A 21,262-nucleotide genomic window follows, 5' to 3' on the forward strand; every position below is an offset into this window, starting at 1 on the left:
CATGCGCTTACCTTTTCGCCTGATCGGCGGTGTACTGGTTGCCACCCTGCTCACTCAGATCACTGCGTGCGGTTCGATTTTCTATCCCGACCGGCGCGGCCAGATCGACGGCAAGATCGACCCGGCGATTGCCGTACTCGATGCCGTGGGCCTGCTGTTCTACATCGTGCCCGGCCTGATCGCGTTTGCCGTGGACTTCGCCACCGGCGCGATCTACTTCGAACCGGGCCACACGGCGCAGGTCGATCCGGCCAAACTCAAGCAAGCCATCGGCCCGGACGGCCAGGTCGATAACTTGAAGTTGCAGGCTATTCTCGAAACGGAGCTGGGCCGCAACCTGCCTCTGGATGACCCGCGCCTGATCCAGCACAAAGGCAGCACCCAGCAACTGGCGATGTTCGGCCTGCAACCTGCCGCATAAGGAATCCATGCACCCATGACCTCCAGCCCCGAACACGCCCGCCTGCTGCGGCTGGCGACCCGCGCCTCGGTGGCGGTGGCCTGTACGCTGATCATCGCCAAAGCCATCGCCTGGTGGCTGAGCGGTTCGGTGAGTATGCTCGCCGGCCTCACCGACTCGGCCCTAGATGGCGTCACTTCGTTGCTCAATCTGCTGGCGGTGCATTACGCGCTGCGCCCGGCGGATGACGATCATCGTTATGGCCACGGCAAGGCCGAATCCCTGGCGGGCATGGCGCAGGCGCTGTTCATTGGTGGCAGTGCGGTGCTGATCGCGTTTCAGGCTTATGAGCGTATGAACAATCCTGAACCGCTCGGCGCGCCTTGGCTGAGCATCGGGGTGATCGTGTTTTCCCTGTTGCTGACGGCGGCGCTGTTGATGCTGCAGCATCGGGTGATCAAGCAGACCGGCTCCAACGCGGTGCGGGCGGATTCGCTGCATTACCGTTCGGACCTGTTGTTAAACGGCAGCATTCTGATTGCGCTGGTATTGGCCGGATTGGGTTTCGATCAGCTGGATGCGTGGTTTGGTCTGGGGATCGCGGCGTACATTCTGTGGAGCGCAATCCAGATCGCCCGGGAAAGTTTTTCGGTGCTGATGGATGAAGAGCTGCCGACGGATGTCAGTCAGCACATGCTCGAACTGGCGTGCGGCGTGCCGGGCGTGTTGGGCGCGCATGATTTGCGCACGCGGATTTCCGGCAATCACTGGTTCGTGCAATTGCACCTGGAATTGCCGGGGGAGCTGACGCTGTCAGTCGCTCACGGCATCAGCGATCAGGCGGCGGATGCGATTCACAAAGCCTACCCACGGGCCGAAGTGCTGGTGCACGCCGACCCGCAGGAAGTGGTCAAAGCCGCTCGGGCTCAATAGTTGACCTGATAACCGCGACTGCTCAGGCAATTGCCCTGGGCCTGGCGGTAGGCCTGCACCACTTCGGGCGCCGGTTGATAAGTCGCGGTGCGCGGATTGAAGCCGCTTTGCTGCACCGCGTACTGATAGCACTCGTAGCCGTCGCGCTGAACCTGCTCCGGTGACTGACCGTTGGCCGGATAGGCTTCCACGTCATAGCCATTGCCGGTCGGCTGCGGTGGCTGCTGCGCCGGCGGCTCGACCACCACGTAATCCTGGGTCGCTTCCTGATACGCGTAGTACGAGCCAGCAGCGAGGAACAGCAACGAACCGCCGATCCACACTTCCCGAGCGTAATCCGGCAGGTACTGGATGCGGATCCCGCGCGGCGGCTGAACCACGATGTAGCGCGGACCTTGCGGGCGATACCAGTAGCCGCCGGAGTAGAAATAATCCTGGCCGCGATACGGCACACGGTAATCACGATCCGGGAAACGGTCGATCACATGACCCGGCCGGTATTGCGGGCCAGGGCCCCAGCCGTTGCCATGCCCGTCCGGACGACCCGGCCAGCGGTTATCGTTGGGACGGTTACCGGTCTGCCAGTTCTGGTGGTAGCCGTTTTGCGGGCGTTCGTCGCGGTAGTATCCCTGACGGGGTTCCTGGGTCTGGCGAACGGTGTCGGGACGCGGCTGGATCGGCAGATCATTGGCCGGCAGTTGCGGCGGCGGTGGCGGCTGGCGCACCGGGTTGGGGTTGTACGCCGGACGTGGCTGGTTCTGGTTCTGCCACTGGCCATTGTTCGGTTGGCCGTGGTTCTGCTGGCCGTTGTGCTCGAACTGGCGGCTGTTGTCGCCACGGATGATGTCGTTGTTCTGCCGCTGCGGATTGTCTTGGCCGCGCTGCTGATTGCCGCCGCCATGGCCCTGATTGTTACCCTGATGCTCCGGCCCGCGTCCGCCGCCATCGGGGCCGCGATTCTGCGGCTCATCCGCCAGCGCTTGCGCACCGACACTCACACACAGCAAACCAACACTGGCCAGACGCCAGATGCGCGACTTCATGAAATTCCTCACTGCGGACTAGAGCCTGAAATTAAGAGGGCGTGTAGCTAAGACCGGGGATGAGTACACCGGGTTCTGCTACAGGTTATCAGTCACGTCATTTATTTATTGAGCGCGATGGGCCAAATCGCGGGCAAGAAAAAAGGGAGACCCGACGGCCTCCCTTCTAGAGAACTTCGTCCTGGCTCGACGCTTTTGACGTCGGCTCACCTCACGCCGTCTTCTGGACAGTGTGCAGCTCGGGGGCCGGCACATCCCCGGTGGGGGTGGCGGCCGCGGCAGGCCGGATTGGGCGGGCCGCGTGGACTGTGTTACCGAGCAGTGATTCTGGTGATAAGAATAGGCCCGGAGCCGCGACAGATGATTGCGAAGATTGCTCAAATAAACATCACTTGCGCAATTTTTAACCCTGGATAGATAATCCGCCGCAATAGTTAAGACAAAGGATCGTTTGATGAGCAAACTCGACCGTTACGACCTCAGTATTTTGGCGGAATTGCAGCGCGACGCCCGCATCTCCAACCAGGAACTGGCCGAGCGCATCGGTCTGTCGCCCTCCCCGTGCTCGCGCCGGGTCAAGCAGCTGGAGGACGATGGCTACATCTCCCGCCAGGTCGCCCTGCTCGATCGCAAGATGCTCGGCCTGAGCCTGACCGCCTACGTGCTGATCGGCATGGACCGGCACACGCCGGAGCGTTTCGAGAACTTCGAAGCGGCGATCCGTACCTTGCCGCAGGTGCTGGAGTGCAGCCTGGTGACCGGGGTTGATGCCGACTATCAGCTGAAAGTGGTGGTGCCGGACATGGATCACTATCAGAAGCTGCTGCTGGGGCATCTGACGCGGATCGAAGGCGTGACCAGCGTGCGTTCGAGCTTTGTGTTGAATCAGGTGCTCAACAGCACTGAATTGCCGCTGACTCATCTGCGCAGCTGAAATCGACGAATGACTGCGGCACACCGACGCAGGTCAATGCTGCGTCGTTCGCCGCTGGCGTATACTTCCGGCCGCCCTTTCAGCCGCGCAGCGCCGGAGATGCCCGATGGATCCAGCAGTATTTGAAGAGTGGATGATGACCGGTCTGGTCAGCATCCTGATCATTTTCATGGGTTTCATCGTCTGGGATCTGGCGAAGAAGTCCAAGGCCGGGCGCTTCGGCTCGTTCATTCTGTTCTTCGTGCTGGGCCTGGGCGTGGCCGCATTCATCATCAAGAGCGTGGTGATCGGCCTGATCGAATCCGGCGCCTTATAAGCGCGCCGGCACTTCTTTCCACTGCCCCTGATCGAGCCCTTCGATCGACCAGTCACCAATCCTGACCCGCACCAGCCGCAACGTCGGCAGCCCCACCGCCGCCGTCATCCGCCGCACCTGACGGTTGCGCCCTTCGCGAATCACCAATTCCAGCCAGGTTGTCGGAATCGTTGCGCGAAAGCGCACCGGTGGGTTGCGTGGCCACAGCTCCGGCTCATCCAGTTGCCGCGCTTCGGCGGGCAAGGTCATGCCGTCATTCAATTCGACGCCGTCACGCAGACGCTGCAACTGCTCGTCCGTCGGCACACCTTCGACCTGCACCCAATAGGTTTTCGCCAGTTTGTGCTTCGGGTCGGCGATCCGCGCCTGTAACTGACCGTCGTTGGTCAGCAGCAGCAAACCTTCGCTGTCGCGATCCAGCCGTCCGGCCGGATAAATGCCAGGAATGTCGATGTAATCCTTGAGCGTCGCCCGCCCTTCGCCGTCGCTGAACTGCGTCAGCACATCGAACGGTTTGTTGAACAGGATCAGCTTCGGTTCGGCCGGTGGTGCCTTGGCGACCCGGCGCGGGGCTGAAGAAGCTGGCTTCGCGCCGGGGCGGCGGGAAGGTGGACGCGGTGGACGGGACATAAGAGAGAAGACATTTAGCGATCAGGGCAGACAATGCTAGTGCCCCGACCGCCAAATGACCACGACAAACCGTTAGCGGAACGGCGGCTCGTCGAAGCTGCGCAGTTTGCGCGAGTGCAGCGAGTTGAGTTCGGTACGCAGCAGATCCACTGCTTCGATGCCGATCTTCAAGTGCTGGCTGACCGCACGCTCGTAGAACGCGTTGGCAGAACCCGGCAGCTTGATTTCACTGTGCAGCGGCTTGTCCGACACACACAGCAACGTGCCGTACGGCACCCGCAGGCGATAACCCTGGGCGGCGATGGTGCCGCTTTCCATGTCCACCGCCACGGCGCGGGACAGGTTGATCAGCGGTCGCTCCTGAGCCCAGCGCAGTTCCCAGTTACGGTCGTCGTAGGTCAGCACGGTGCCGGTGCGCAGGCGTTTTTTCAGCTCTTCACCTTTTTCCCCGGTGATGTTGGCCGCCGCTTGCTGCAACGCCAACTGCACTTCGGCCAGCGCCGGGATCGGAATGTTCGGCGGCACCACCCGGTCGAGAATCCCGTCGCGACGCATGTAAGCGTGAGCCAGCACGTAGTCGCCGATGGTCTGCGACTGACGCAGGCCGCCGCAGTGACCGATCATCAGCCAGCAATGCGGACGCAGCACGGCCAGGTGGTCGGTGATGTTCTTGGCGTTGGACGGGCCGACACCGATGTTCACCAGGGTCACGCCGTGGCCATCGCTGGCGATCAGGTGATAGGCCGGCATCTGGTAGCGGTGCCAGACCACACCGGCCGCAATCGCCGAGGCTTCGCCGTGATCCATACCTTTTTCGATGATCACGTTGCCAGGCAACACCATGCGTACGAAACGCGGGTCGCGGCGCAGTTGCTCCAGACCATGGACGATGAACTGGTCGACATAACGGTGGTAGTTGGTCAGCAGGATCCACGGCTGCACATGGCGCCAGTCGCTGCCGGTGTAATGCACCAGACGACGCAGCGAGAAATCGACGCGGGCTGCATCGAACAGCGCCAGCGGCAGCGGATCGGTGTTTTCCCAGTCGTAGAGACCGTCGGCGATGCCATCGGTGGCAGCGGACAGGTCAGTACTCGGGAACACTCGCGCCAGCACGGCGGCAGTGACGCCGGAGCCGGCCAGTTCATCGCCCTGCTCGACCACGTAGGGGTACGGAATGTTTTGCTCGCTGACCCCGACTTCGACGGTCACGGTGAAGTCATGCATCAGCGGCGTGAGCTGTTCCAGCAGGTATTTGCGAAACGCCGCCGGGTGGGTGACGGTCACGCTGTAGGTGCCCGGCAACTGCACCTTGGCGTAAGCGCGGGTGGTTTGCGGGACTTCGCCCTGGCAGTGGTAGGTCAGACGCAGTTCGGGATAACGGAACAGGGCACGTTGCTCGGCGTCGGGCTCGACGCGATCCTTGAGATAACGCTTGAGCGCCGAGTTCAGCGCCGTAGTGGCCCGCTCATGCAGCTCGGCGAGACGATCCACGGCCTGTTCGGCGGTTTGAACGACAATAAACGCTTCGGTCACGATCAGCTTCCTGTGTTCTGACTTGCAGAGCTTCATCTTGCCTGCATCGTGGCGTCACGGAAACAGTGGCGTTGTGGCTATTCATCAATCTGACAGGCATATGCGGTCCCTGTGGGAGCGGGCTTGCCCGCGAAGGCGTCAGCACAGCCAACATTGATGTTGAATGTACCGGCCCCTTCGCGAGCAAGCCCGCTCCCACAGGGATGCTTCAGAAACCTTGCGGCGTAGAGCGGGCGACGATGGCCTCAACATCCAGCCCGCGCGGCAACGCGCCGTAGGCCCGCCCGCCTCCGTTCAGACGACTGGCGATGAACGCATCGCTGACCGCCGAATTCCCGGCTTCCAGCAGCAGCTTCGCTTGCAGTCCCAAAGCGATGTCTTCGGTCAGTTGCCGAGCTCGGTATTGAATGTCGCCGGTGTCCTTGAACTGCGCATGCAACTGCTGAATGTGCGCGGCCAGTCGCTTGTCACCATGGCCGTCGCCCAACTCGCTGAACAACACATCAAGCACACCCGGCTCTTTCGACAATGCCCGCAGCACGTCGAGGCATTGCACGTTGCCGGAGCCTTCCCACGTCGAGTTCACCGGCGCCTCGCGGTACAGCCGCGGCAGGATGCTCTCTTCGACATAACCAGCGCCGCCCATGCACTCGGCGGCTTCGTTGATCATCCCCGGCGCGCGTTTGCAGATCCAGTACTTGCCCACCGCCGTCACCAGTCGGGCGAACTGCGCTTCATGGCGATCGTCCAGATGATCCAGCGCCTTGCCCATGCGCAGGCTCAACGCCAGCGCGGCTTCGCTTTCCAGTGCCAGATCGGCCAGCACGTTCTGCATCAGCGGTTGTTCGCTGAGCAGTTTGCCGCCGACCTTGCGATGGGCACAGTGATGGCTGGCCTGGGTCAGCGCCTGACGCATCAGCGAGCTGGAGCCGACCATGCAGTCGAAACGGGTCATGGCCACCATCTCGATGATGGTCGGCACGCCGCGCCCTTCCTCACCGACCATCCACGCCAGCGCACCACGGAACTCCACTTCGCTGGAGGCGTTGGACTGGTTGCCGAGTTTGTTTTTCAGGCGCTGGATATAGAACTGATTGCGCGTGTCGTCCGGGCGATGGCGCGGCAGCAGGAAGCAGCTCAAGCCCTTGTCGGTCTGCGCCAGCGTCAGGAACGCATCGCACATCGGCGCCGAACAGAACCACTTGTGCCCCACCAGTTCATAAGCCTGACCGGGCCCGCTGGCGCCGACCGGATAGGCCTTGGTGGTGTTGGCACGGACGTCGGTGCCGCCCTGTTTCTCGGTCATCGCCATGCCGATGGTGACGCCAGCCTTGTGGGCCATGCCGACATTGCGCGGGTCGTATTCGGTGGCGAGAATTTTCGGCAGCCACTGTTCGGCCAGATTCGGCTGCAAACGCATCGCGGGCACACTGGCGAAGGTCATGGTCAGCGGGCAACCGCTGCCGGCCTCGGCCTGGCTGTGTAGGTAGCTCATGGAAGCGCGGGCAACATGCGCGCCGTCCTGTGGATGAGCCCAAGGCAACGACGTCAGGCCATGTTCAATGGCGGTGCGCATCAGCTCGTGATACGCCGGATGAAACTCCACCAGGTCGATGCGATGACCGTAGCGGTCATGGCTGGCGAACACAGGTTTGTTTTGATTGGCGAGGAACCCGGCCTCCATCAGCGGCCCGCCGACCAGCGCGCCGTAGGCGTCGATCCGCGACTCGGCCCAACCGGCGCCGAACCGCCGCGACCACTCCTGCAACGGCAGGTCGATGCGGTACAGGTTGGTGCCGTCCAGCGACGGTGGCTGGTTGGTGACTTCGTGGGTTTCGGCGAACTGATGCAGGTTCATGACGGGGCTCCTTGATCGGCCAGAGCTTCAGTTAAGCACCGCCCCCGAACCGATCAAAGTGTCATATCAGCCTAAATACCGGCGCTTTCACCCTATCAGCAACTCAACACCCGCCGCTGCATCGCAACCTGCAGATCCTCGAATTTCACCGGTTTGCTCAGGTAATCGATCGAACCACCCGACGCGCAATGCTCGCGATCCGCCCCCAGCGCGATCATGAACACCGGCAAATGGGCGCATCCCGGCAGGTCACGAATCTGGCAACACAGCGATGCCCCATCGAGCGGTGGCAGCTGGCAATCGATCAGCACGGCATCGAAGCGTTCGCGCTGCAAACAGTCGAGCGCCGCCGCGCCGTGGTCGGCGGTACGCACGCGGAAACCGAGCTTGAGCAACATGCCGCGCATCACCAACTGGTTGACGCTGTTGTCGTCCACCAGCAGTACGGTGCAATCCTGCGGCGCGCGCACGGTGTCGCGGCTGAGCGCGGGCACGGCTTCCACTTCCGGCAACTCAAACTCGACATCCAGTTGAAAACGGCTGCCACTTCCAGGCTCGGAACGGTGCGTGAGCTTGCCACCGAGCAATTCCACCAATTGACGGCAGATCGCCAGACCGACACCCAGCCCGCCGTACTCGCGGGTCATCGAACCGTCGAGCTGGAAGAACCGTTGATACATCGTCGCCTCGCCCAGATCGGTGAAACCGATGCCGGTGTCGATCACCGCAAAGGACAGCGCCAGGCGATTGTCCGTCGATGGCTTGCCAGTGACCCGCAAGGCCAGACCGCCGACGCGGGTGAACTTGATCGCGTTGTCCAGCAGGCATTCCAGGCATTGCGCGAGTTTGGCGCTGTCGCCATGCAGGCGATCCGGCAGGGTCGGCAGTACGTCGACCTTGAAGTCCAACGACTTGCTCGAAGCATTGCCATCGAACTGAATCCGCAACGCCTCGACCACCCCGCGCAGGCTGAAACTGCCCGGTGTGGCCTTGAGCTTGCCGGCCTGCAATTCGGTCAGGGTCAGGATGCCGTTGACCATGCGCATCATGTCCCGGGCCGAACCGGCGGCGGTTTGCTGGTATTGCTCCAGTTCCGGATCGAGTTCGACGGTCTGCATCAGCTCCAGCGAACCGATCACGCCATTCATCGGCGTACGCAGTTCGTGAGTGAGGGTCGCGAGGAATTCGTCCTTGAGCTTGTTGCTGTGGGCCAGTTGCTGGTTCAGCACTTCGAGTTTCTGGCCGGCGTCGAACAGGGTCTGCGCCTGTTGTTCGCGCATCGCGTTGATGCGGTCGGCCAGCGCCAGCGACAGCAGCGCCACTTCGATGGCCGAGCCGATCTGGCTGGCGTACATGGTCAGGAATACGTTGGGCAGCAGGCCCAGTACCATCATGGTGTTGACGATGCCGCCGATCAGGAACGCCGACCAGGCGATGATGAAATAACGCGCCACCCGCAGGCCGCGCCACCAGGCCAGGATCCCGGCGGCGAAGATCACCACGGTGAAGGTCAGCGCCAGGGTCGTCGCCAGACGCAGGGCCAGGCCATAACTGGTCATCAACGACAGACCGATCACCACGGCGCCGAACGCGATCAGGGCCATCAGCAGGCGATCGAGCCAACGACTGTGGTTCTTCGTCTGCAGGAAACTGCGAGCGAACTGGCTGCCGAACAACCCCGCACAACCGATGAAGAACGGCGTGGCGGCGTTGGCCCACCACGGGTTGTCCGGCCAGAAATACTCGACCGCCGCGCCATTGACCGACAGCTGATAAAGGCCGAACGAAGCGATATAGAAGATGTAATAGAGGTAACTGGTGTCGCGCACGCTGAGGTAGATGAACAGGTTGTAGACCAGCATCCCCAGCAGCACGCCATAAATGATCCCCAGCACGTACAGGCGCACCGGCTGGTCTTCGAGGTACGCGGTGCTCGACCACAACGTCACCGGCGCCTGGATCGAGCCTTCGCTGGACAACCGCAGGTAAACGGTTCGCTGTTGATCCGGCTTGAACGCCAGGTCGAACAGGTAATTGTTCTGGCGGATCTCGCGACTGGCGAACGGCAAGGCGTCCCCGGTCTGCCGCACCAGACGATAGTCGCCGGCGGCATCGGGCAGATACAGGTCGAGATGATCGAGCGGCGGATACGCCAGCTCCAGCAACCAGCTGCGCTGCGCCGACGGATTGGTCGGGCGGTAATGCAGGTCGATCTTCAGCCAGAACGCCGAACGCGAATAACCGGCATTGAGCGTGGCTTTGTCATGGGGTTTGAAGTTTCCGGCGGCGGCTTGCGCGCGGACGTCGGCAATGCTCGCCTGACCGCTCGGGTCTTCGAACACTTGCAGGGATTGACCCAGCGGGAGGCTCTGGGTGAACTCGTCGAACTCGACGGCGCTTGCCAGGAGGGGCAAGCAGAACAGCAACATCAACAAATAGCGCATTGAAGCCCCAGCGTGGCTTGGCCGGTTGTGTCAGGAAGCCCCCCATTCCCTTTGAGATGACGTAAAACCGGTATTACCTGTTATTGGTTTGGATCCACTCTAGCATAGCCGTTGATGGCCATTGAGCACCATGGAAATTTTTCCTACAAAGGCTCTAAAACGGGCGTTCCAGAGCAGAACGCCGGGCTAGAGCTGTTGGCTCGGTCAGATTGTGACAAGCGCTGTGGATCTCGCTACCCGTGTTATCGGCCGCGCACTGCGCCACAACACCCGAAAAACAGGTTTGGTGGTAAGCTCGCGCACCATGAATATCTACAGCTCACGCCCCGTTGTCCTCTGTCTCTCCGGCCACGACCCCAGTGGTGGCGCCGGCCTGCAGGCAGATATCGAAGCCCTGCTCGCTCAGGGTTGCCATGCGGCTCCGGCCGTCACCGCCCTGACCGTGCAAGACACGGTCAACGTCACTGACTTTCGCGTCCTCGACCGTGAGTGGGTACTGGCTCAGGCCAATGCCGTGCTCAACGACTCCGAAGTCGCGGCAGTGAAACTGGGCATGCTCGGTTCCCTGGAAATGGTCGACACCGTCGTCGAACTGCTCCAGGCGCACCCGCACCTGCCAGTGGTCTGCGACCCGGTGCTGCGCGCCGGCGGCGGTGGACGCCTGGGCAAGGACGAAGTCGGCTACGCCATGCGCGAACGCCTGCTGCCGCTGTCGATCATCGCCACCCCCAACCTTCCCGAAGCCCGGATCCTCGCCGAACTGCCAGAAGGCACCGCGGACGAGTGTGCTGAAAAACTGTTGCCGTACATCAAGAACCTGCTGATCACCGGCGGTCACGGCGACGAAACCGAAATCCACAACCGCCTGTACAGCCGCGACGGTCTGCGCGAAACCTTCAAGTGCCAGCGCCTGCCGGGCAGCTATCACGGTTCCGGCTGCACCCTGGCCAGCACCCTCGCCGGTCGCCTGGCACTGGGCGAAAACCTCGCCAGCGCGGTGCGTACCGCGCTGGATTACACCTGGCGCACCCTGCGCGATGCCGAACAGCTGGGCAAAGGCCAGTTCGTGCCGCGTCGCCTGCCGCTGGATTTCTGTTCCTGATGTTTCGAGCCTGAGGTCTGCGCGATGAAACTACGTGGCCTGTATGCCATCACCGACAGCCAGTTGCTGGCCGGCAAGTTTCTGTCCTACGTGGAGGCGGCGCTGGAAGGCGGCGTCACCCTGCTGCAATACCGCGACAAGAGCAGCGACGAAGCCCGTCGCCTGCGTGAGGCCGAAGCCCTGCGCGATCTGTGCGAACGCTACAAGACGCAACTGATCATCAACGATGACGCAGAACTGGCCGCACGCCTGAACGTCGGCGTGCACCTTGGCCAGACCGACGGCCCGCTGTCGCCGACCCGCGCCCTGCTCGGTTCCAAGGCGATCATCGGCTCGACCTGCCACGCGCAGCTTGAACTGGCCGAACAGGCCGCCAAAGAAGGCGCGAGTTACGTCGCCTTCGGTCGCTTCTTCAATTCCAATACCAAACCCGGTGCACCGAGTTGCAGCCTCGATCTGCTCGACGAAGCCAAACGCACCCTGCACCTGCCGATCTGCGCGATCGGCGGCATCACCCTCGACAACGCCGCGCCGCTGGTGGCCCACGGTGTCGATCTGCTGGCCGTGGTTCATGGCCTGTTCGGCGCCGACAGCACCGCCGAAGTGACCCGCCGCGCCCGCGCCTTCAATGAATTACTAAAAGTCTGAGAGCCCGATCATGTCTCGTTCCGAAACCCTGTTTGCCAACGCCCAGAAGCACATTCCCGGTGGCGTGAACTCGCCGGTTCGCGCGTTCAAGAGCGTCGGCGGCACGCCGCTGTTCTTCAAGCACGCCGAAGGCGCCTACGTCACTGACGAAGACGACAAGCGTTATGTGGATTACGTCGGTTCCTGGGGCCCGATGATCCTCGGCCACAGCCACCCGGACGTGCTGGACGCGGTGCGCAACCAGTTGCAACACGGCCTGTCCTACGGCGCGCCGACCGCGATGGAAACCGAGATGGCCGATCTGGTCTGCTCGCTGGTGCCGTCGATGGAGATGGTGCGCATGGTCAGCTCCGGCACCGAAGCGACCATGAGCGCGATCCGTCTGGCCCGTGGTTTCACCGGCCGTGACAGCATCATCAAGTTCGAGGGCTGCTACCACGGTCACTCCGACAGCCTGCTGGTCAAGGCCGGCTCCGGCGCACTGACCCAGGGCGTACCGAGCTCGGCCGGCGTACCGGCAGCGTTCGCCAAACACACCCTGACCCTGCCGTTCAACGACATCGACGCCGTTGAAAAAATGCTCGCTGAAGTCGGCCAGGACGTCGCGTGCATCATCGTCGAGCCAGTGGCCGGCAACATGAACTGCGTACCGCCGGCGCCGGGTTTCCTCGAAGGCCTGCGCAGCCTGTGCGACAAGCACGGCGTGGTGCTGATTTTCGACGAAGTGATGACCGGTTTCCGTGTTGCCCTCGGCGGTGCCCAGGCTTACTACGGCGTAACCCCGGACCTGACCACCTTCGGCAAGATCATCGGCGGCGGCATGCCGGTCGGCTGCTTCGGCGGCAAGCGCTCGATCATGGAACGCATCGCGCCGCTGGGCCCGGTCTATCAGGCGGGCACCTTGTCGGGTAACCCGCTGGCGATGGCCGCAGGCCTGACCACCCTGCGCCTGATCAGCCGTCCGGGCTTCCACGCCGAGCTGACCGACTACACCACGCGTCTGCTCGATGGCCTGCAACAGCGCGCCGATGCCGCCGGCATTCCGTTCGTGACCACCCAGGCGGGCGGCATGTTCGGTCTGTACTTCAGCGGTGCCGACGACATTGTTACTTTTGAAGACGTGATGGCCAGCGATGCGGCACTGTTCGGCCGCTTCTTCCACCTGATGCTGGAAGGTGGCGTGTATCTGGCACCGAGCGCCTTCGAAGCCGGTTTCACCTCGATCGCCCATGGCGAAGCCGAGCTGAAACTGACCCTCGACGCCGCCGAGCGCGCCTTCGCCAAGTTGAAGTAAAACGCCCCGCCGCTGACGTTGGCCATTGCCAGCGTCAGCGTTCTCCTACATCCGCACGCCTTTTCCGACACTCCTGCCAAAAATCTCCCCTAAAGTGGGCGATATATTTCCCGCGCAGCAGAAAATCGAGTAAAGACTTTGTAAGGATGGCCCTGCTTATTTCATAATGCGCGCTTATTGGATCCCTCGACGGGTCCGCGCGCCCTTCAGAGGTAAGTCGATTCCCATGAACCGCACCGGCCGCACCCTTGCCTTGGGCTGCCTGTTGCTCCTTCAGCCGCTGCTCGCACATGCACAAGCAGGCGGCAACTCGTTGTTGATCCCGGCGATGGGTCGCTGCACCCTCAATACTCAGCCGCAAGATGTCACGCAGGCCCTCGCCGCCTGCCAAAAGGCAGCGGATGAGGGGGATGCGCAAGCGCAATACGAGTTGGGTGAGTTCTACTACGACGGCAAGAACGCGCCGCGCGACCTCAATCAAGCCCTGAGCTATTTCGAAAAGGCCTCGCTGCAAGGCCACGCCCAGGCGCAATTCAAGCTCGGCACCATGTTCTTCCACGGCGAAGGCGTGCAGGCCAACAACATTCAGGCCTACATCGTGCTGAAGATGGCGGCGGTCAACGGTGCTGAAGATGCGCTGGATACGGCCGACGAAGTCTCCGAAAAAATGTCCCGCGAAGATCTTGAGACTGCCACGCAAGTGCTCGGGCAAATTTTCCGTAAATACCTGATGGAATTGCAGAGCGCCGACGGGCGTACGCCGTTTTCGCCCCTGCCCTGATCATACTGGCCCCATCGCGAGCAGGCTCGCTCCCACAAGAGATCCTCTGAGCACTGGAGATCTACTGTGGGAGCGAGCCTGCTCGCGATGAAGGCGACTCGGTCTTACGGTTTACTTCTCGGGCATCGGCACCGGAAACGGCATCACATTGCCAACACCGCCACGGGCTTCGCTGATCTTCGGCGTCCCCAGTCGCTCGACCTCGTCGATACGCACGATCGAGTGCATCGGCACAAAGCTGCGCACCACGCCTTCGAACTGCGCCTTGAGCTTTTCTTCGCTCGGATCGACGACCACTTGCGTGCGCTCGCCAAAGACGAACTCTTCCACTTCCAGGAAACCCCACAGATCACTTTGATAGATCTGCTTGGCGTACATTTCGAACACCTGGCCCTGGTTGAGGAAAATCACCTTGTAGATTGGAGCTTCGCGTTTGGTCATGGCGGGCGGACGACATCGGGGTAAAAATGAGGGCGCGAACTATAGCATAGCCACCGGACGCGCAGCGGTAGGAACCTGGGGACATGTTCCCTATAATGCGCGGTTCTTTGAACCACGTGACGACCCTATTCCATGGCCAAGAAGCTTTACATCGAAACCCACGGTTGCCAGATGAACGAGTACGACAGCTCGCGCATGGTCGATCTGCTGGGCGAACACCAGGCCCTGGAAGTCACGGCGCGCGCCGAAGATGCCGACGTGATCCTGCTCAACACCTGCTCGATCCGCGAACGCGCCCAGGATCGGGTGTATTCCCAGCTCGGCCGCTGGCGCGAACTGAAACTGGCCAACCCGGACATGGTGATCGCCGTCGGCGGTTGCGTGGCCAGCCAGGAAGGTGCGGCGATCCGTGATCGCGCCCCGTACGTCGACGTGGTGTTCGGCCCGCAGACCCTGCACCGCCTGCCGGAAATGATCGACGCCGCGCGCATCAGCAAGCTGCCGCAAGTCGACGTCTCGTTCCCGGAAATCGAAAAATTCGACCACCTGCCCGAGCCACGCATCGATGGGCCGAGCGCCTATGTGTCGGTGATGGAAGGCTGCAGCAAGTACTGCACGTTCTGCGTGGTGCCTTACACCCGCGGCGAAGAAGTCAGCCGGCCGTTCGACGACGTGATCGCCGAGATCATTCACCTGGCCGAACACGGCGTGCGCGAAGTGACCCTGCTGGGGCAGAACGTCAACGGCTATCGCGGGCTGACCCACGACGGTCGCCTGGCGGATCTGGCCGAACTGATCCGCGTGGTCGCGGCGGTCGATGGCATCGACCGCATCCGCTACACCACCTCGCACCCACTGGAGTTTTCCGACAGCCTGATCCAGGCCCACGCCGAAGTGCCGGAACTGGTCAAGCACCTGCACTTGCCGGTGCAGTCGGGTTCGGATCGGATCCTGGCCGCGATGAAGCGCAACCACACGGCGCTGGAGTACAAATCCAAGCTGCGCAAACTGCGCGCAGCCGTACCGGGCATCTGCATCAGTTCGGACTTCATCGTCGGCTTCCCGGGGGAAACCGAGAAAGATTTCGAACAGACCATGAAGCTGATTGCCGACGTCGGTTTCGATTTTTCCTACTCGTTCGTCTACAGCCAGCGCCCGGGCACTCCGGCCGCCGATCTGGCCGACGACACCCCGGAAGAACTGAAGAAAGAACGCCTGAACGCCTTGCAGCACCGTTTGAATCAGCAAGGGTTCGAGATCAGCCGACAAATGGTCGGTTCGGTCCAGCGGATTCTGGTGACCGATTATTCGAAGAAAGACCCGGGCGAGCTGCAAGGGCGCACCGAGAATAACCGTATCGTCAACTTCCGCTGCGATAATCCGACCCTGATCGGCCAGTTCGCCGACGTGCACATCGACGCGGCGCAACCGCACTCGCTGCGCGGCTCGCTGATCCAGTAACACCGCATATCCCATGTGGGAGCGAGCTTGCTCGCGAAGGCTGCGACACATTCAGCATTCCTGTGTCTGACAGACTGCTTTCGCGAGCAAGCTCGCTCCCACAGAAACAGCATCAATTTAAGAGCTTTCGCACCCACGCCACTGGCGTTATCCTTGATTTCATCCTAATTGCCCCAGGGCGGCTAAATACGACCTTGAACGCACCCATCGAACCACATCGTTTCATCCTCGAGCCCTTTGAGGCTCGCCGCTTCGCCAATCTGTGCGGGCAGTTCGACGAGCACCTGCGCCTGATCGAACAGCGCCTGGCCATCGAGATCCGCAACCGCGGCAATCAGTTCGAGCTGATCGGCGAACCCAAGCACACCACTTCCGCGGAAAACCTAATTCGCCGCCTGTACCGGGAAACCAAGGGTTCAGAGCTGTCGCCGGATACGGTTCACCTGTTTCTCCAGGAATCGGCCGTCGAGCAGCTGGACAACCACGCCCCCGCCGAAGCCTCCGTCGCCCTGCGCACCAAGAAAGGCATGATTCGCCCACGCGGCTTGAATCAGTTGCGCTACGTGAAGGAAATCCTCGGCAACGACATCAACTTCGGCATCGGCCCGGCCGGTACCGGCAAGACCTATCTGGCTGTCGCCTGCGCGGTGGATGCCCTGGAGCGCGAGCAGATTCGTCGCATCCTGCTCGTGCGTCCGGCGGTCGAAGCGGGTGAAAAACTCGGCTTCCTGCCCGGCGACCTGTCGCAAAAGATCGACCCGTACCTGCGCCCGCTCTACGACGCGCTCTATGAAATGCTCGGCTTCGAATACGTGGCCAAGCTGATCGAGCGTCAGGTGATCGAAGTTGCGCCACTGGCCTACATGCGCGGTCGTACGCTGAATAACAGCTTCATCATTCTCGATGAAAGTCAGAACACCACCGTCGAGCAGATGAAGATGTTCCTGACCCGGATCGGTTTCGGCTCCACGGCCGTGATCACCGGCGACATTACCCAGGTCGACCTGCCGCGCGGCACCAAGTCCGGACTTCATCACGTCATCGAAGTCCTGAAGGATGTGCCGGGTATCAGCTTCACCCACTTCCAGCCCAAAGACGTGGTGCGCCACCCGCTGGTGCAACGCATCGTCGAAGCCTACGAGCGCTTCGAGACGCGTGTCGCTGATGAAGCGCCAAAGGACACCCGCCACGATGCTTGAGCTTGACCTGCAAATCGCGACCGAAGCGTCTGCGCCGACCGAAGCCGAGTTCCGCCAATGGTGCGAACTGGCCCTGCGCCAGCGCACCGCTGACTCGGAAATGACCATTCGTCTGGTCGACGAGGAAGAAGGCCGCGAACTAAATCACACCTGGCGGCACAAGGATTACGCGACCAACGTCCTGTCCTTTCCCGCTGAAGTGCCCGACGAGTTTCTCGACATTCCATTGCTGGGCGATCTGGTGATCTGCGTGGCGGTGGTCGAGCGCGAAGCTGCCGAACAGGGCAAGGAACTAAAGGCCCACTGGGCACATCTGGTCATTCACGGCTGCTTGCATCTGCTTGGTTACGACCATATAGATGACGAGGAAGCCGAGGAAATGGAAGCACTGGAACGCGAGTTGCTTGCCGAATTGGGTTATCCCGATCCGTACGCGGACGACGAAACCGAAACATCCCCTACTGTTACAACAAAGGATTCAGAGTAATCGCTATGAGCGAAGATCGATCGAGCAACGGGCAAAAGTCATGGCTGGGTAAACTGACCCAGGCTTTTGCCCACGAGCCGAAGAACCGCCAGGAGCTGCTTGAGCTGCTGCGCGATGCACATCAGAACAAACTGCTGGACAGCGAAGCGCTGGCCATCGTCGAAGGCGCCATCCAGGTGGCTGACCTGCAGGTTCGCGACATCATGGTGCCGCGCTCGCAGATGATCAGCATCAAGGCGACCCAGACACCCCGCGAATTCCTCCCCGCTGTGGTCGACTCGGCCCACTCGCGCTACCCGGTCATCGGCGAAAGCCATGACGACGTGATGGGCGTGCTGCTGGCCAAGGATCTGCTGCCACTGATCCTCAAGGAGAACGGCGACAGCTTCAACATCAAGGACCTGCTGCGCCCGGCCACCTTCGTGCCGGAGTCCAAGCGTCTGAACGTGTTGCTGCGTGAATTCCGCGCCAACCACAACCACATGGCCATCGTCATCGACGAATACGGCGGCGTGGCCGGTCTGGTGACCATCGAAGACGTGCTTGAACAAATCGTCGGCGACATTGAAGACGAGCACGACGTCGAAGAAGACAGCTACATCAAGCCGCTGCCCAGCGGTGATTTCCTGATCAAGGCCCTGACGCCGATCGAGAACTTCAACGAGTTCTTCGACAGCGAATTCTCCGACGACGAGTTCGACACCGTCGGCGGGCTGGTGATGAGCGCGTTCGGGCACTTGCCAAAACGTAACGAAATCACTGAAATCGGCGCCTATCGTTTCCGCATCCTGAATGCCGACAGCCGTCGGATTCATTTGCTGCGACTGACCCCAATCGCCCGGTAAAAAATCTAAGGATTGAAATGCGCTGGACAACCCGTCCCGGCTGGCCCGGTAACCTGCTGGCCGTGGCGGCCGGTGCAATCACCACCTTCGCTCTGGCACCGTTCGATCTCTGGCCGCTGGCATTGCTGGCGGTCGGCCTGTTCTATGCCGGCCTGCGCGAACTGAGCCCGCGTCAGGCACTGGGTCGTGGCTGGTGCTTCGGTTTCGGCCTGTTCGGCGCCGGCACCAGCTGGATCTATTACAGCATCCACCATTTCGGCGGCGCTTCGGTGCTGTTGGCCGGGTTCCTGATGCTGATCTTCACGGCAGCCATTGCCTGGTTCTTCGCCCTGCCTGCGTGGCTCTGGGCGCGCTGGTTGCGGCGTAATGAAGCGCCAGTGGCCGACGCCCTGGCGTTTGCGGCGTTGTGGGTCGGTCAGGAAGCTTTCCGTGGCTGGTTCCTCACCGGTTTCCCTTGGCTGTATTCCGGTTACAGCCAGCTCGACGGCCCGCTGGCCGGGCTCGCGCCAGTGGGCGGCATGTGGCTGGTGTCGTTCGTTCTGGCGCTGACCGCTGCACTGATCTACAACGCACCGCGCCTGCTGCAAACCCGCCGCAAAATCTTCATCGCCGCCGGCCTGGTATTGCTGATAGGGCCATGGGCGGCAGGCATTGCGCTCAAGGGCCATGCCTGGACCAGCCCGGCGGGCGCGCCGCTGACCGTTGCCGCGATTCAGGGCAACGTCGCACAAAGCATGAAATGGGACCCGGCCGAGCTCAATGCGCAACTGGCGCTGTACCGCGACCTGAGCTTCCGCTCCAAACCGGTCGACCTGTTGATCTGGCCTGAAACCGCTGTCCCGGTGCTCAAGGAGTCCGCCGAGGGCTATCTGACCATGATGGGCAACTTCGCCGCCGAGCGTAAATCGGCGCTGATCACCGGCGTACCGATCCGCGAAATGGTCCGTCACGAAAAACGCTTCTTCAACGGCATCACCGTGGTCGGCGAAGGCGATGGCACTTATCTGAAACAGAAGCTGGTGCCGTTCGGCGAATACGTACCGTTGCAGGACATCCTGCGCGGGCTGATCGCATTCTTCGACCTGCCAATGTCCGACTTCGCCCGCGGCCCTGCCGATCAGGCCCTGTTGCAGGCCAAGGGTTATCAGATCGCGCCGTTCATCTGCTATGAAGTGGTCTACCCGGAGTTCGCCGCAGGTCTGGCGGCACGCAGCGATCTGCTGCTGACGATCAGCAACGACACCTGGTTCGGCACGTCCATCGGCCCGCTGCAGCACCTGCAAATGGCGCAGATGCGCGCACTTGAAGCCGGACGCTGGATGATTCGTGCGACCAACAACGGTGTGACCGGGCTGATCAACCCGTTCGGGCAGATCACCGAGCGTATCCCGCAGTTCGAACAGGGCGTGCTGTACGGTGAAGTGGTGCCGATGCACAACCTGACGCCGTATCTGCAATGGCGCTCGTGGCCGCTGATCATCCTGTGCGTAGTGCTGTTCGGCTGGGCGCTGATGACCAACCGGATGTCCAAGACACTCTGAAAACCCGCTCACTCCCGCGTTCTGCGCGGGAGTGATCATTCGGCGCTGTCACCTCCTCGGTAGAACAGCGAATAACCGATCTGCCCCACCGCCTCGTTCATCAACTGCCCGCTCTGCCAGATCGACTTGAACTCCGGCAGCCAGCCGCCAAACGGTCGCGCATTGTCCGTGCCGAGGAAACCGACCGGCGCCGGCACCACTTCGAATCCAGCCTGTTGATAACTCCACACCGCTCGCGGCATGTGCCAGGCCTGGGTCACCAGCACGATGCGTTTGACGCCTTCCGGCAGCAGCACTTTGGCGCTGAATTCGGCGTTTTCCCACGTGGTGCGGCTCTCCCCTTCCTGCCAGCGCACCGTCACACCGAAATCATCGCGCAACGAATCGGCCATCAATTTGGCTTCAGTCGGCGGCGTACCGTAATGCAGGCCACCGCTGGTCAGAATCGGCAACCCCGACGCCTTGGCCAGTCGCGCCGCATAACGTTGCCGCTCAAGCCCGACGCCGGTCGGCTGATCTTCGCCCCAGGCCAGATCGCCGCGCTCGCGACCGGAGCCCAGCACCACAATCGCATCAGCACGCTGCGCCAGGCTTGTCCATGCTTCCCGGGCCAGCGGCGGCTCGCGCTCCAGCGCCTTGGCGCCCCACTGCACGACCACCGGCAGACTCATCAGCAAAAAGCCGCCAAACCCCAATGCAAAACACAGCCCCGCCAGCCGTGGCCGCGAGCGACGCAGCCACCAGGCCGCCAGCAACAGCAGCAAGAGAAGGCCGGGCGGCAATAGAAGTTGTTTAATGAAATAACGAAAAGGCATCGAGCATCTCCAGAGATGCCCGAAGCCTAAGTGGGTTGATACAACGCGACAACCAGTAGGGTCGGATCCCGTTGAAAAAGATCCGCTTTTTGACCTGCCATGCGTTTACTTGGCCTGCAGAGTCCGAACCTTGACGGGGTCTCTGCCGGGCGCCTTGTCCTTGAGCCAGATGACATTGGCCGTATGGGCTGCATCGAGTTGTTTCACCGCTTGTGACAGGTATCCGTGGGTTTCACGCTCACTGCGATCCAGATAGGCCTTGACCAGTTTGAACTCGGCGGGACTCAAGCCACGCAATTCCAGCTCCAGGGGGCGCTCGTCGCGCAGCCTTCCAGCGGTTTTTGCCGCGTCCAGGGCCATACCCAGACGATCGATCAACCGCTCGTACAACTCGGGTTTGGTAACGTTTTTTTGCTGTGACTCCACCATCCCTCACCTCATTGAAGATAAGACTCACTCCCCAGTTAGAGCTTAGCTTCGCTGCACAAACCGGCTGCACGCCGCGACCAACGGCCCTCGCCGCGATTTCAGCCGGTCAAACGGCTGCAATCAGG

Annotated in this window: 21 protein-coding genes; 13 read left to right on the plus strand and 8 right to left on the minus strand. The window is 61.7% G+C overall.

Annotated features, from left to right (window positions below; all coding sequences use genetic code 11):
* Position 1 precedes the first annotated feature (1 nt).
* Together CAF90_RS24230 and CAF90_RS24235 are read left to right on the plus strand one after the other, a co-directional pair.
* Positions 2-421, plus strand: coding sequence for a hypothetical protein (locus CAF90_RS24230; protein ID WP_007958714.1), 420 nt, complete (start codon positions 2-4; stop codon positions 419-421).
* Positions 422-436: 15 nt separating this feature from the next.
* A complete protein-coding gene (locus CAF90_RS24235; RefSeq protein ID WP_085608748.1) occupies positions 437-1,333 on the plus strand; it encodes a cation diffusion facilitator family transporter in 897 nt (298 codons plus the stop codon).
* On the opposite strand, the gene CAF90_RS24240 is transcribed toward CAF90_RS24235, so the two are convergent.
* On the minus strand, positions 1,327-2,376 hold the full coding sequence (locus CAF90_RS24240) for a DUF6515 family protein (protein WP_085608749.1): 1,050 nt from the start codon (positions 2,374-2,376) through the stop codon (positions 1,327-1,329). The two genes, CAF90_RS24235 and CAF90_RS24240, sit on opposite strands and share 7 nt — an antisense overlap.
* Before the next feature lie 454 nt (positions 2,377-2,830).
* Here CAF90_RS24240 and CAF90_RS24245 point away from each other — a divergent pair, with 454 nt between their 5' ends.
* Positions 2,831-3,310, plus strand: coding sequence for an Lrp/AsnC family transcriptional regulator (locus CAF90_RS24245; protein WP_007909658.1), 480 nt, complete (start codon positions 2,831-2,833; stop codon positions 3,308-3,310).
* 106 nt (positions 3,311-3,416) lie between these two features.
* Complete coding sequence (locus CAF90_RS24250) at positions 3,417-3,626, plus strand: DUF2788 domain-containing protein (protein WP_003228500.1); 210 nt, start codon at positions 3,417-3,419, stop codon at positions 3,624-3,626.
* Here the strand turns inward: CAF90_RS24250 and CAF90_RS24255 are convergent.
* From CAF90_RS24255 to CAF90_RS24270, 4 genes are all read right to left on the minus strand, one after another.
* Positions 3,621-4,256: a pseudouridine synthase gene (locus CAF90_RS24255; protein WP_085608750.1), complete on the minus strand. Its 636-nt coding sequence runs from the start codon at positions 4,254-4,256 to the stop codon at positions 3,621-3,623. The two genes, CAF90_RS24250 and CAF90_RS24255, sit on opposite strands and share 6 nt — an antisense overlap.
* Positions 4,257-4,328: 72 nt before the next feature.
* Positions 4,329-5,828: an AMP nucleosidase gene (amn, locus tag CAF90_RS24260; protein WP_162130486.1), complete on the minus strand. Its 1,500-nt coding sequence runs from the start codon at positions 5,826-5,828 to the stop codon at positions 4,329-4,331.
* A gap of 172 nt (positions 5,829-6,000) precedes the next feature.
* Positions 6,001-7,650 (minus strand): acyl-CoA dehydrogenase family protein, encoded by a 1,650-nt coding sequence (locus tag CAF90_RS24265; RefSeq protein ID WP_085608751.1) that lies wholly within the window; start codon positions 7,648-7,650, stop codon positions 6,001-6,003.
* Between the two features lie 95 nt (positions 7,651-7,745).
* Entirely contained in the window at positions 7,746-10,094 is a 2,349-nt protein-coding gene (locus tag CAF90_RS24270; RefSeq protein ID WP_085608752.1) for a hybrid sensor histidine kinase/response regulator, read from the minus strand.
* A 304-nt stretch (positions 10,095-10,398) separates the two neighbouring features.
* On the opposite strand from CAF90_RS24270, the gene CAF90_RS24275 reads away from it, so the two are divergent.
* The 4 genes from CAF90_RS24275 to CAF90_RS24290 all read left to right on the plus strand — a co-directional run bounded on the left by CAF90_RS24275 (position 10,399) and on the right by CAF90_RS24290 (position 13,919).
* Positions 10,399-11,196: a hydroxymethylpyrimidine/phosphomethylpyrimidine kinase gene (locus CAF90_RS24275; RefSeq protein WP_007958699.1), complete on the plus strand. Its 798-nt coding sequence runs from the start codon at positions 10,399-10,401 to the stop codon at positions 11,194-11,196.
* Between the two features lie 24 nt (positions 11,197-11,220).
* Entirely contained in the window at positions 11,221-11,844 is a 624-nt protein-coding gene (gene thiE / locus CAF90_RS24280) for a thiamine phosphate synthase (RefSeq protein ID WP_085608753.1), read from the plus strand.
* A 10-nt stretch (positions 11,845-11,854) separates the two neighbouring features.
* Entirely contained in the window at positions 11,855-13,138 is a 1,284-nt protein-coding gene (gene hemL / locus CAF90_RS24285) for a glutamate-1-semialdehyde 2,1-aminomutase (protein WP_064599654.1), read from the plus strand.
* A 226-nt stretch (positions 13,139-13,364) separates the two neighbouring features.
* The gene (locus tag CAF90_RS24290) at positions 13,365-13,919 is read left to right on the plus strand and encodes a tetratricopeptide repeat protein (RefSeq protein WP_003228518.1); all 555 of its coding nucleotides are present in this window, start codon (positions 13,365-13,367) and stop codon (positions 13,917-13,919) included.
* A gap of 111 nt (positions 13,920-14,030) precedes the next feature.
* Here the strand turns inward: CAF90_RS24290 and CAF90_RS24295 are convergent, their stop codons facing one another.
* Entirely contained in the window at positions 14,031-14,360 is a 330-nt protein-coding gene (locus CAF90_RS24295) for a DUF1820 family protein (protein WP_007958692.1), read from the minus strand.
* 132 nt (positions 14,361-14,492) lie between these two features.
* On the opposite strand from CAF90_RS24295, the gene miaB reads away from it, so the two are divergent.
* The 5 genes from miaB (at position 14,493) to lnt (ending at position 19,893) form a co-directional block, all read left to right on the plus strand.
* The gene (miaB, locus tag CAF90_RS24300; protein ID WP_074691567.1) at positions 14,493-15,821 is read left to right on the plus strand and encodes a tRNA (N6-isopentenyl adenosine(37)-C2)-methylthiotransferase MiaB; all 1,329 of its coding nucleotides are present in this window, start codon (positions 14,493-14,495) and stop codon (positions 15,819-15,821) included.
* 194 nt (positions 15,822-16,015) lie between these two features.
* On the plus strand, positions 16,016-17,020 hold the full coding sequence (locus CAF90_RS24305; RefSeq protein ID WP_085608754.1) for a PhoH family protein: 1,005 nt from the start codon (positions 16,016-16,018) through the stop codon (positions 17,018-17,020).
* A complete protein-coding gene (gene ybeY, locus CAF90_RS24310; RefSeq protein ID WP_007958682.1) occupies positions 17,013-17,507 on the plus strand; it encodes an rRNA maturation RNase YbeY in 495 nt (164 codons plus the stop codon). The genes CAF90_RS24305 and ybeY overlap by 8 nt, the downstream gene beginning before the upstream one ends.
* Before the next feature lie 5 nt (positions 17,508-17,512).
* Positions 17,513-18,352 (plus strand): HlyC/CorC family transporter, encoded by an 840-nt coding sequence (locus tag CAF90_RS24315; RefSeq protein ID WP_007909641.1) that lies wholly within the window; start codon positions 17,513-17,515, stop codon positions 18,350-18,352.
* Between the two features lie 17 nt (positions 18,353-18,369).
* The gene (lnt, locus tag CAF90_RS24320; protein ID WP_085608755.1) at positions 18,370-19,893 is read left to right on the plus strand and encodes an apolipoprotein N-acyltransferase; all 1,524 of its coding nucleotides are present in this window, start codon (positions 18,370-18,372) and stop codon (positions 19,891-19,893) included.
* A 35-nt stretch (positions 19,894-19,928) separates the two neighbouring features.
* Here lnt and CAF90_RS24325 read toward each other — a convergent pair whose 3' ends face one another.
* Together CAF90_RS24325 and CAF90_RS24330 are read right to left on the minus strand one after the other, a co-directional pair.
* A complete protein-coding gene (locus tag CAF90_RS24325; RefSeq protein WP_085608756.1) occupies positions 19,929-20,708 on the minus strand; it encodes a YdcF family protein in 780 nt (259 codons plus the stop codon).
* A 105-nt stretch (positions 20,709-20,813) separates the two neighbouring features.
* The gene (locus CAF90_RS24330; protein WP_007958676.1) at positions 20,814-21,137 is read right to left on the minus strand and encodes a hypothetical protein; all 324 of its coding nucleotides are present in this window, start codon (positions 21,135-21,137) and stop codon (positions 20,814-20,816) included.
* Positions 21,138-21,262: the final 125 nt, after the last annotated feature.

The sequence above is a fragment of the Pseudomonas sp. B37(2017) genome, assembly GCF_002112885.1.
In the GTDB taxonomy this organism is placed as follows: Bacteria; Pseudomonadota; Gammaproteobacteria; order Pseudomonadales; family Pseudomonadaceae; genus Aquipseudomonas; species Aquipseudomonas paraglycinae.

Bases quoted from the DNA above. Each gene is read 5' to 3' on its own strand.
- CAF90_RS24230 (WP_007958714.1), top strand. From the start codon at position 2: ATGCGCTTACCTTTTCGCCTGATCGGCGGTGTACTGGTTGCCACCCTG.
- CAF90_RS24235 (WP_085608748.1), top strand. From the start codon at position 437: ATGACCTCCAGCCCCGAACACGCCCGCCTGCTGCGGCTGGCGACCCGC.
- CAF90_RS24240 (WP_085608749.1), bottom strand. From the start codon at position 2,376: ATGAAGTCGCGCATCTGGCGTCTGGCCAGTGTTGGTTTGCTGTGTGTG.
- CAF90_RS24245 (WP_007909658.1), top strand. From the start codon at position 2,831: ATGAGCAAACTCGACCGTTACGACCTCAGTATTTTGGCGGAATTGCAG.
- CAF90_RS24250 (WP_003228500.1), top strand. From the start codon at position 3,417: ATGGATCCAGCAGTATTTGAAGAGTGGATGATGACCGGTCTGGTCAGC.
- CAF90_RS24255 (WP_085608750.1), bottom strand. From the start codon at position 4,256: ATGTCCCGTCCACCGCGTCCACCTTCCCGCCGCCCCGGCGCGAAGCCA.
- amn (WP_162130486.1), bottom strand. From the start codon at position 5,828: ATGAAGCTCTGCAAGTCAGAACACAGGAAGCTGATCGTGACCGAAGCG.
- CAF90_RS24265 (WP_085608751.1), bottom strand. From the start codon at position 7,650: ATGAACCTGCATCAGTTCGCCGAAACCCACGAAGTCACCAACCAGCCA.
- CAF90_RS24270 (WP_085608752.1), bottom strand. From the start codon at position 10,094: ATGCGCTATTTGTTGATGTTGCTGTTCTGCTTGCCCCTCCTGGCAAGC.
- CAF90_RS24275 (WP_007958699.1), top strand. From the start codon at position 10,399: ATGAATATCTACAGCTCACGCCCCGTTGTCCTCTGTCTCTCCGGCCAC.
- thiE (WP_085608753.1), top strand. From the start codon at position 11,221: ATGAAACTACGTGGCCTGTATGCCATCACCGACAGCCAGTTGCTGGCC.
- hemL (WP_064599654.1), top strand. From the start codon at position 11,855: ATGTCTCGTTCCGAAACCCTGTTTGCCAACGCCCAGAAGCACATTCCC.
- CAF90_RS24290 (WP_003228518.1), top strand. From the start codon at position 13,365: ATGAACCGCACCGGCCGCACCCTTGCCTTGGGCTGCCTGTTGCTCCTT.
- CAF90_RS24295 (WP_007958692.1), bottom strand. From the start codon at position 14,360: ATGACCAAACGCGAAGCTCCAATCTACAAGGTGATTTTCCTCAACCAG.
- miaB (WP_074691567.1), top strand. From the start codon at position 14,493: ATGGCCAAGAAGCTTTACATCGAAACCCACGGTTGCCAGATGAACGAG.
- ybeY (WP_007958682.1), top strand. From the start codon at position 17,013: ATGCTTGAGCTTGACCTGCAAATCGCGACCGAAGCGTCTGCGCCGACC.
- CAF90_RS24315 (WP_007909641.1), top strand. From the start codon at position 17,513: ATGAGCGAAGATCGATCGAGCAACGGGCAAAAGTCATGGCTGGGTAAA.
- lnt (WP_085608755.1), top strand. From the start codon at position 18,370: ATGCGCTGGACAACCCGTCCCGGCTGGCCCGGTAACCTGCTGGCCGTG.
- CAF90_RS24325 (WP_085608756.1), bottom strand. From the start codon at position 20,708: ATGCCTTTTCGTTATTTCATTAAACAACTTCTATTGCCGCCCGGCCTT.
- CAF90_RS24330 (WP_007958676.1), bottom strand. From the start codon at position 21,137: ATGGTGGAGTCACAGCAAAAAAACGTTACCAAACCCGAGTTGTACGAG.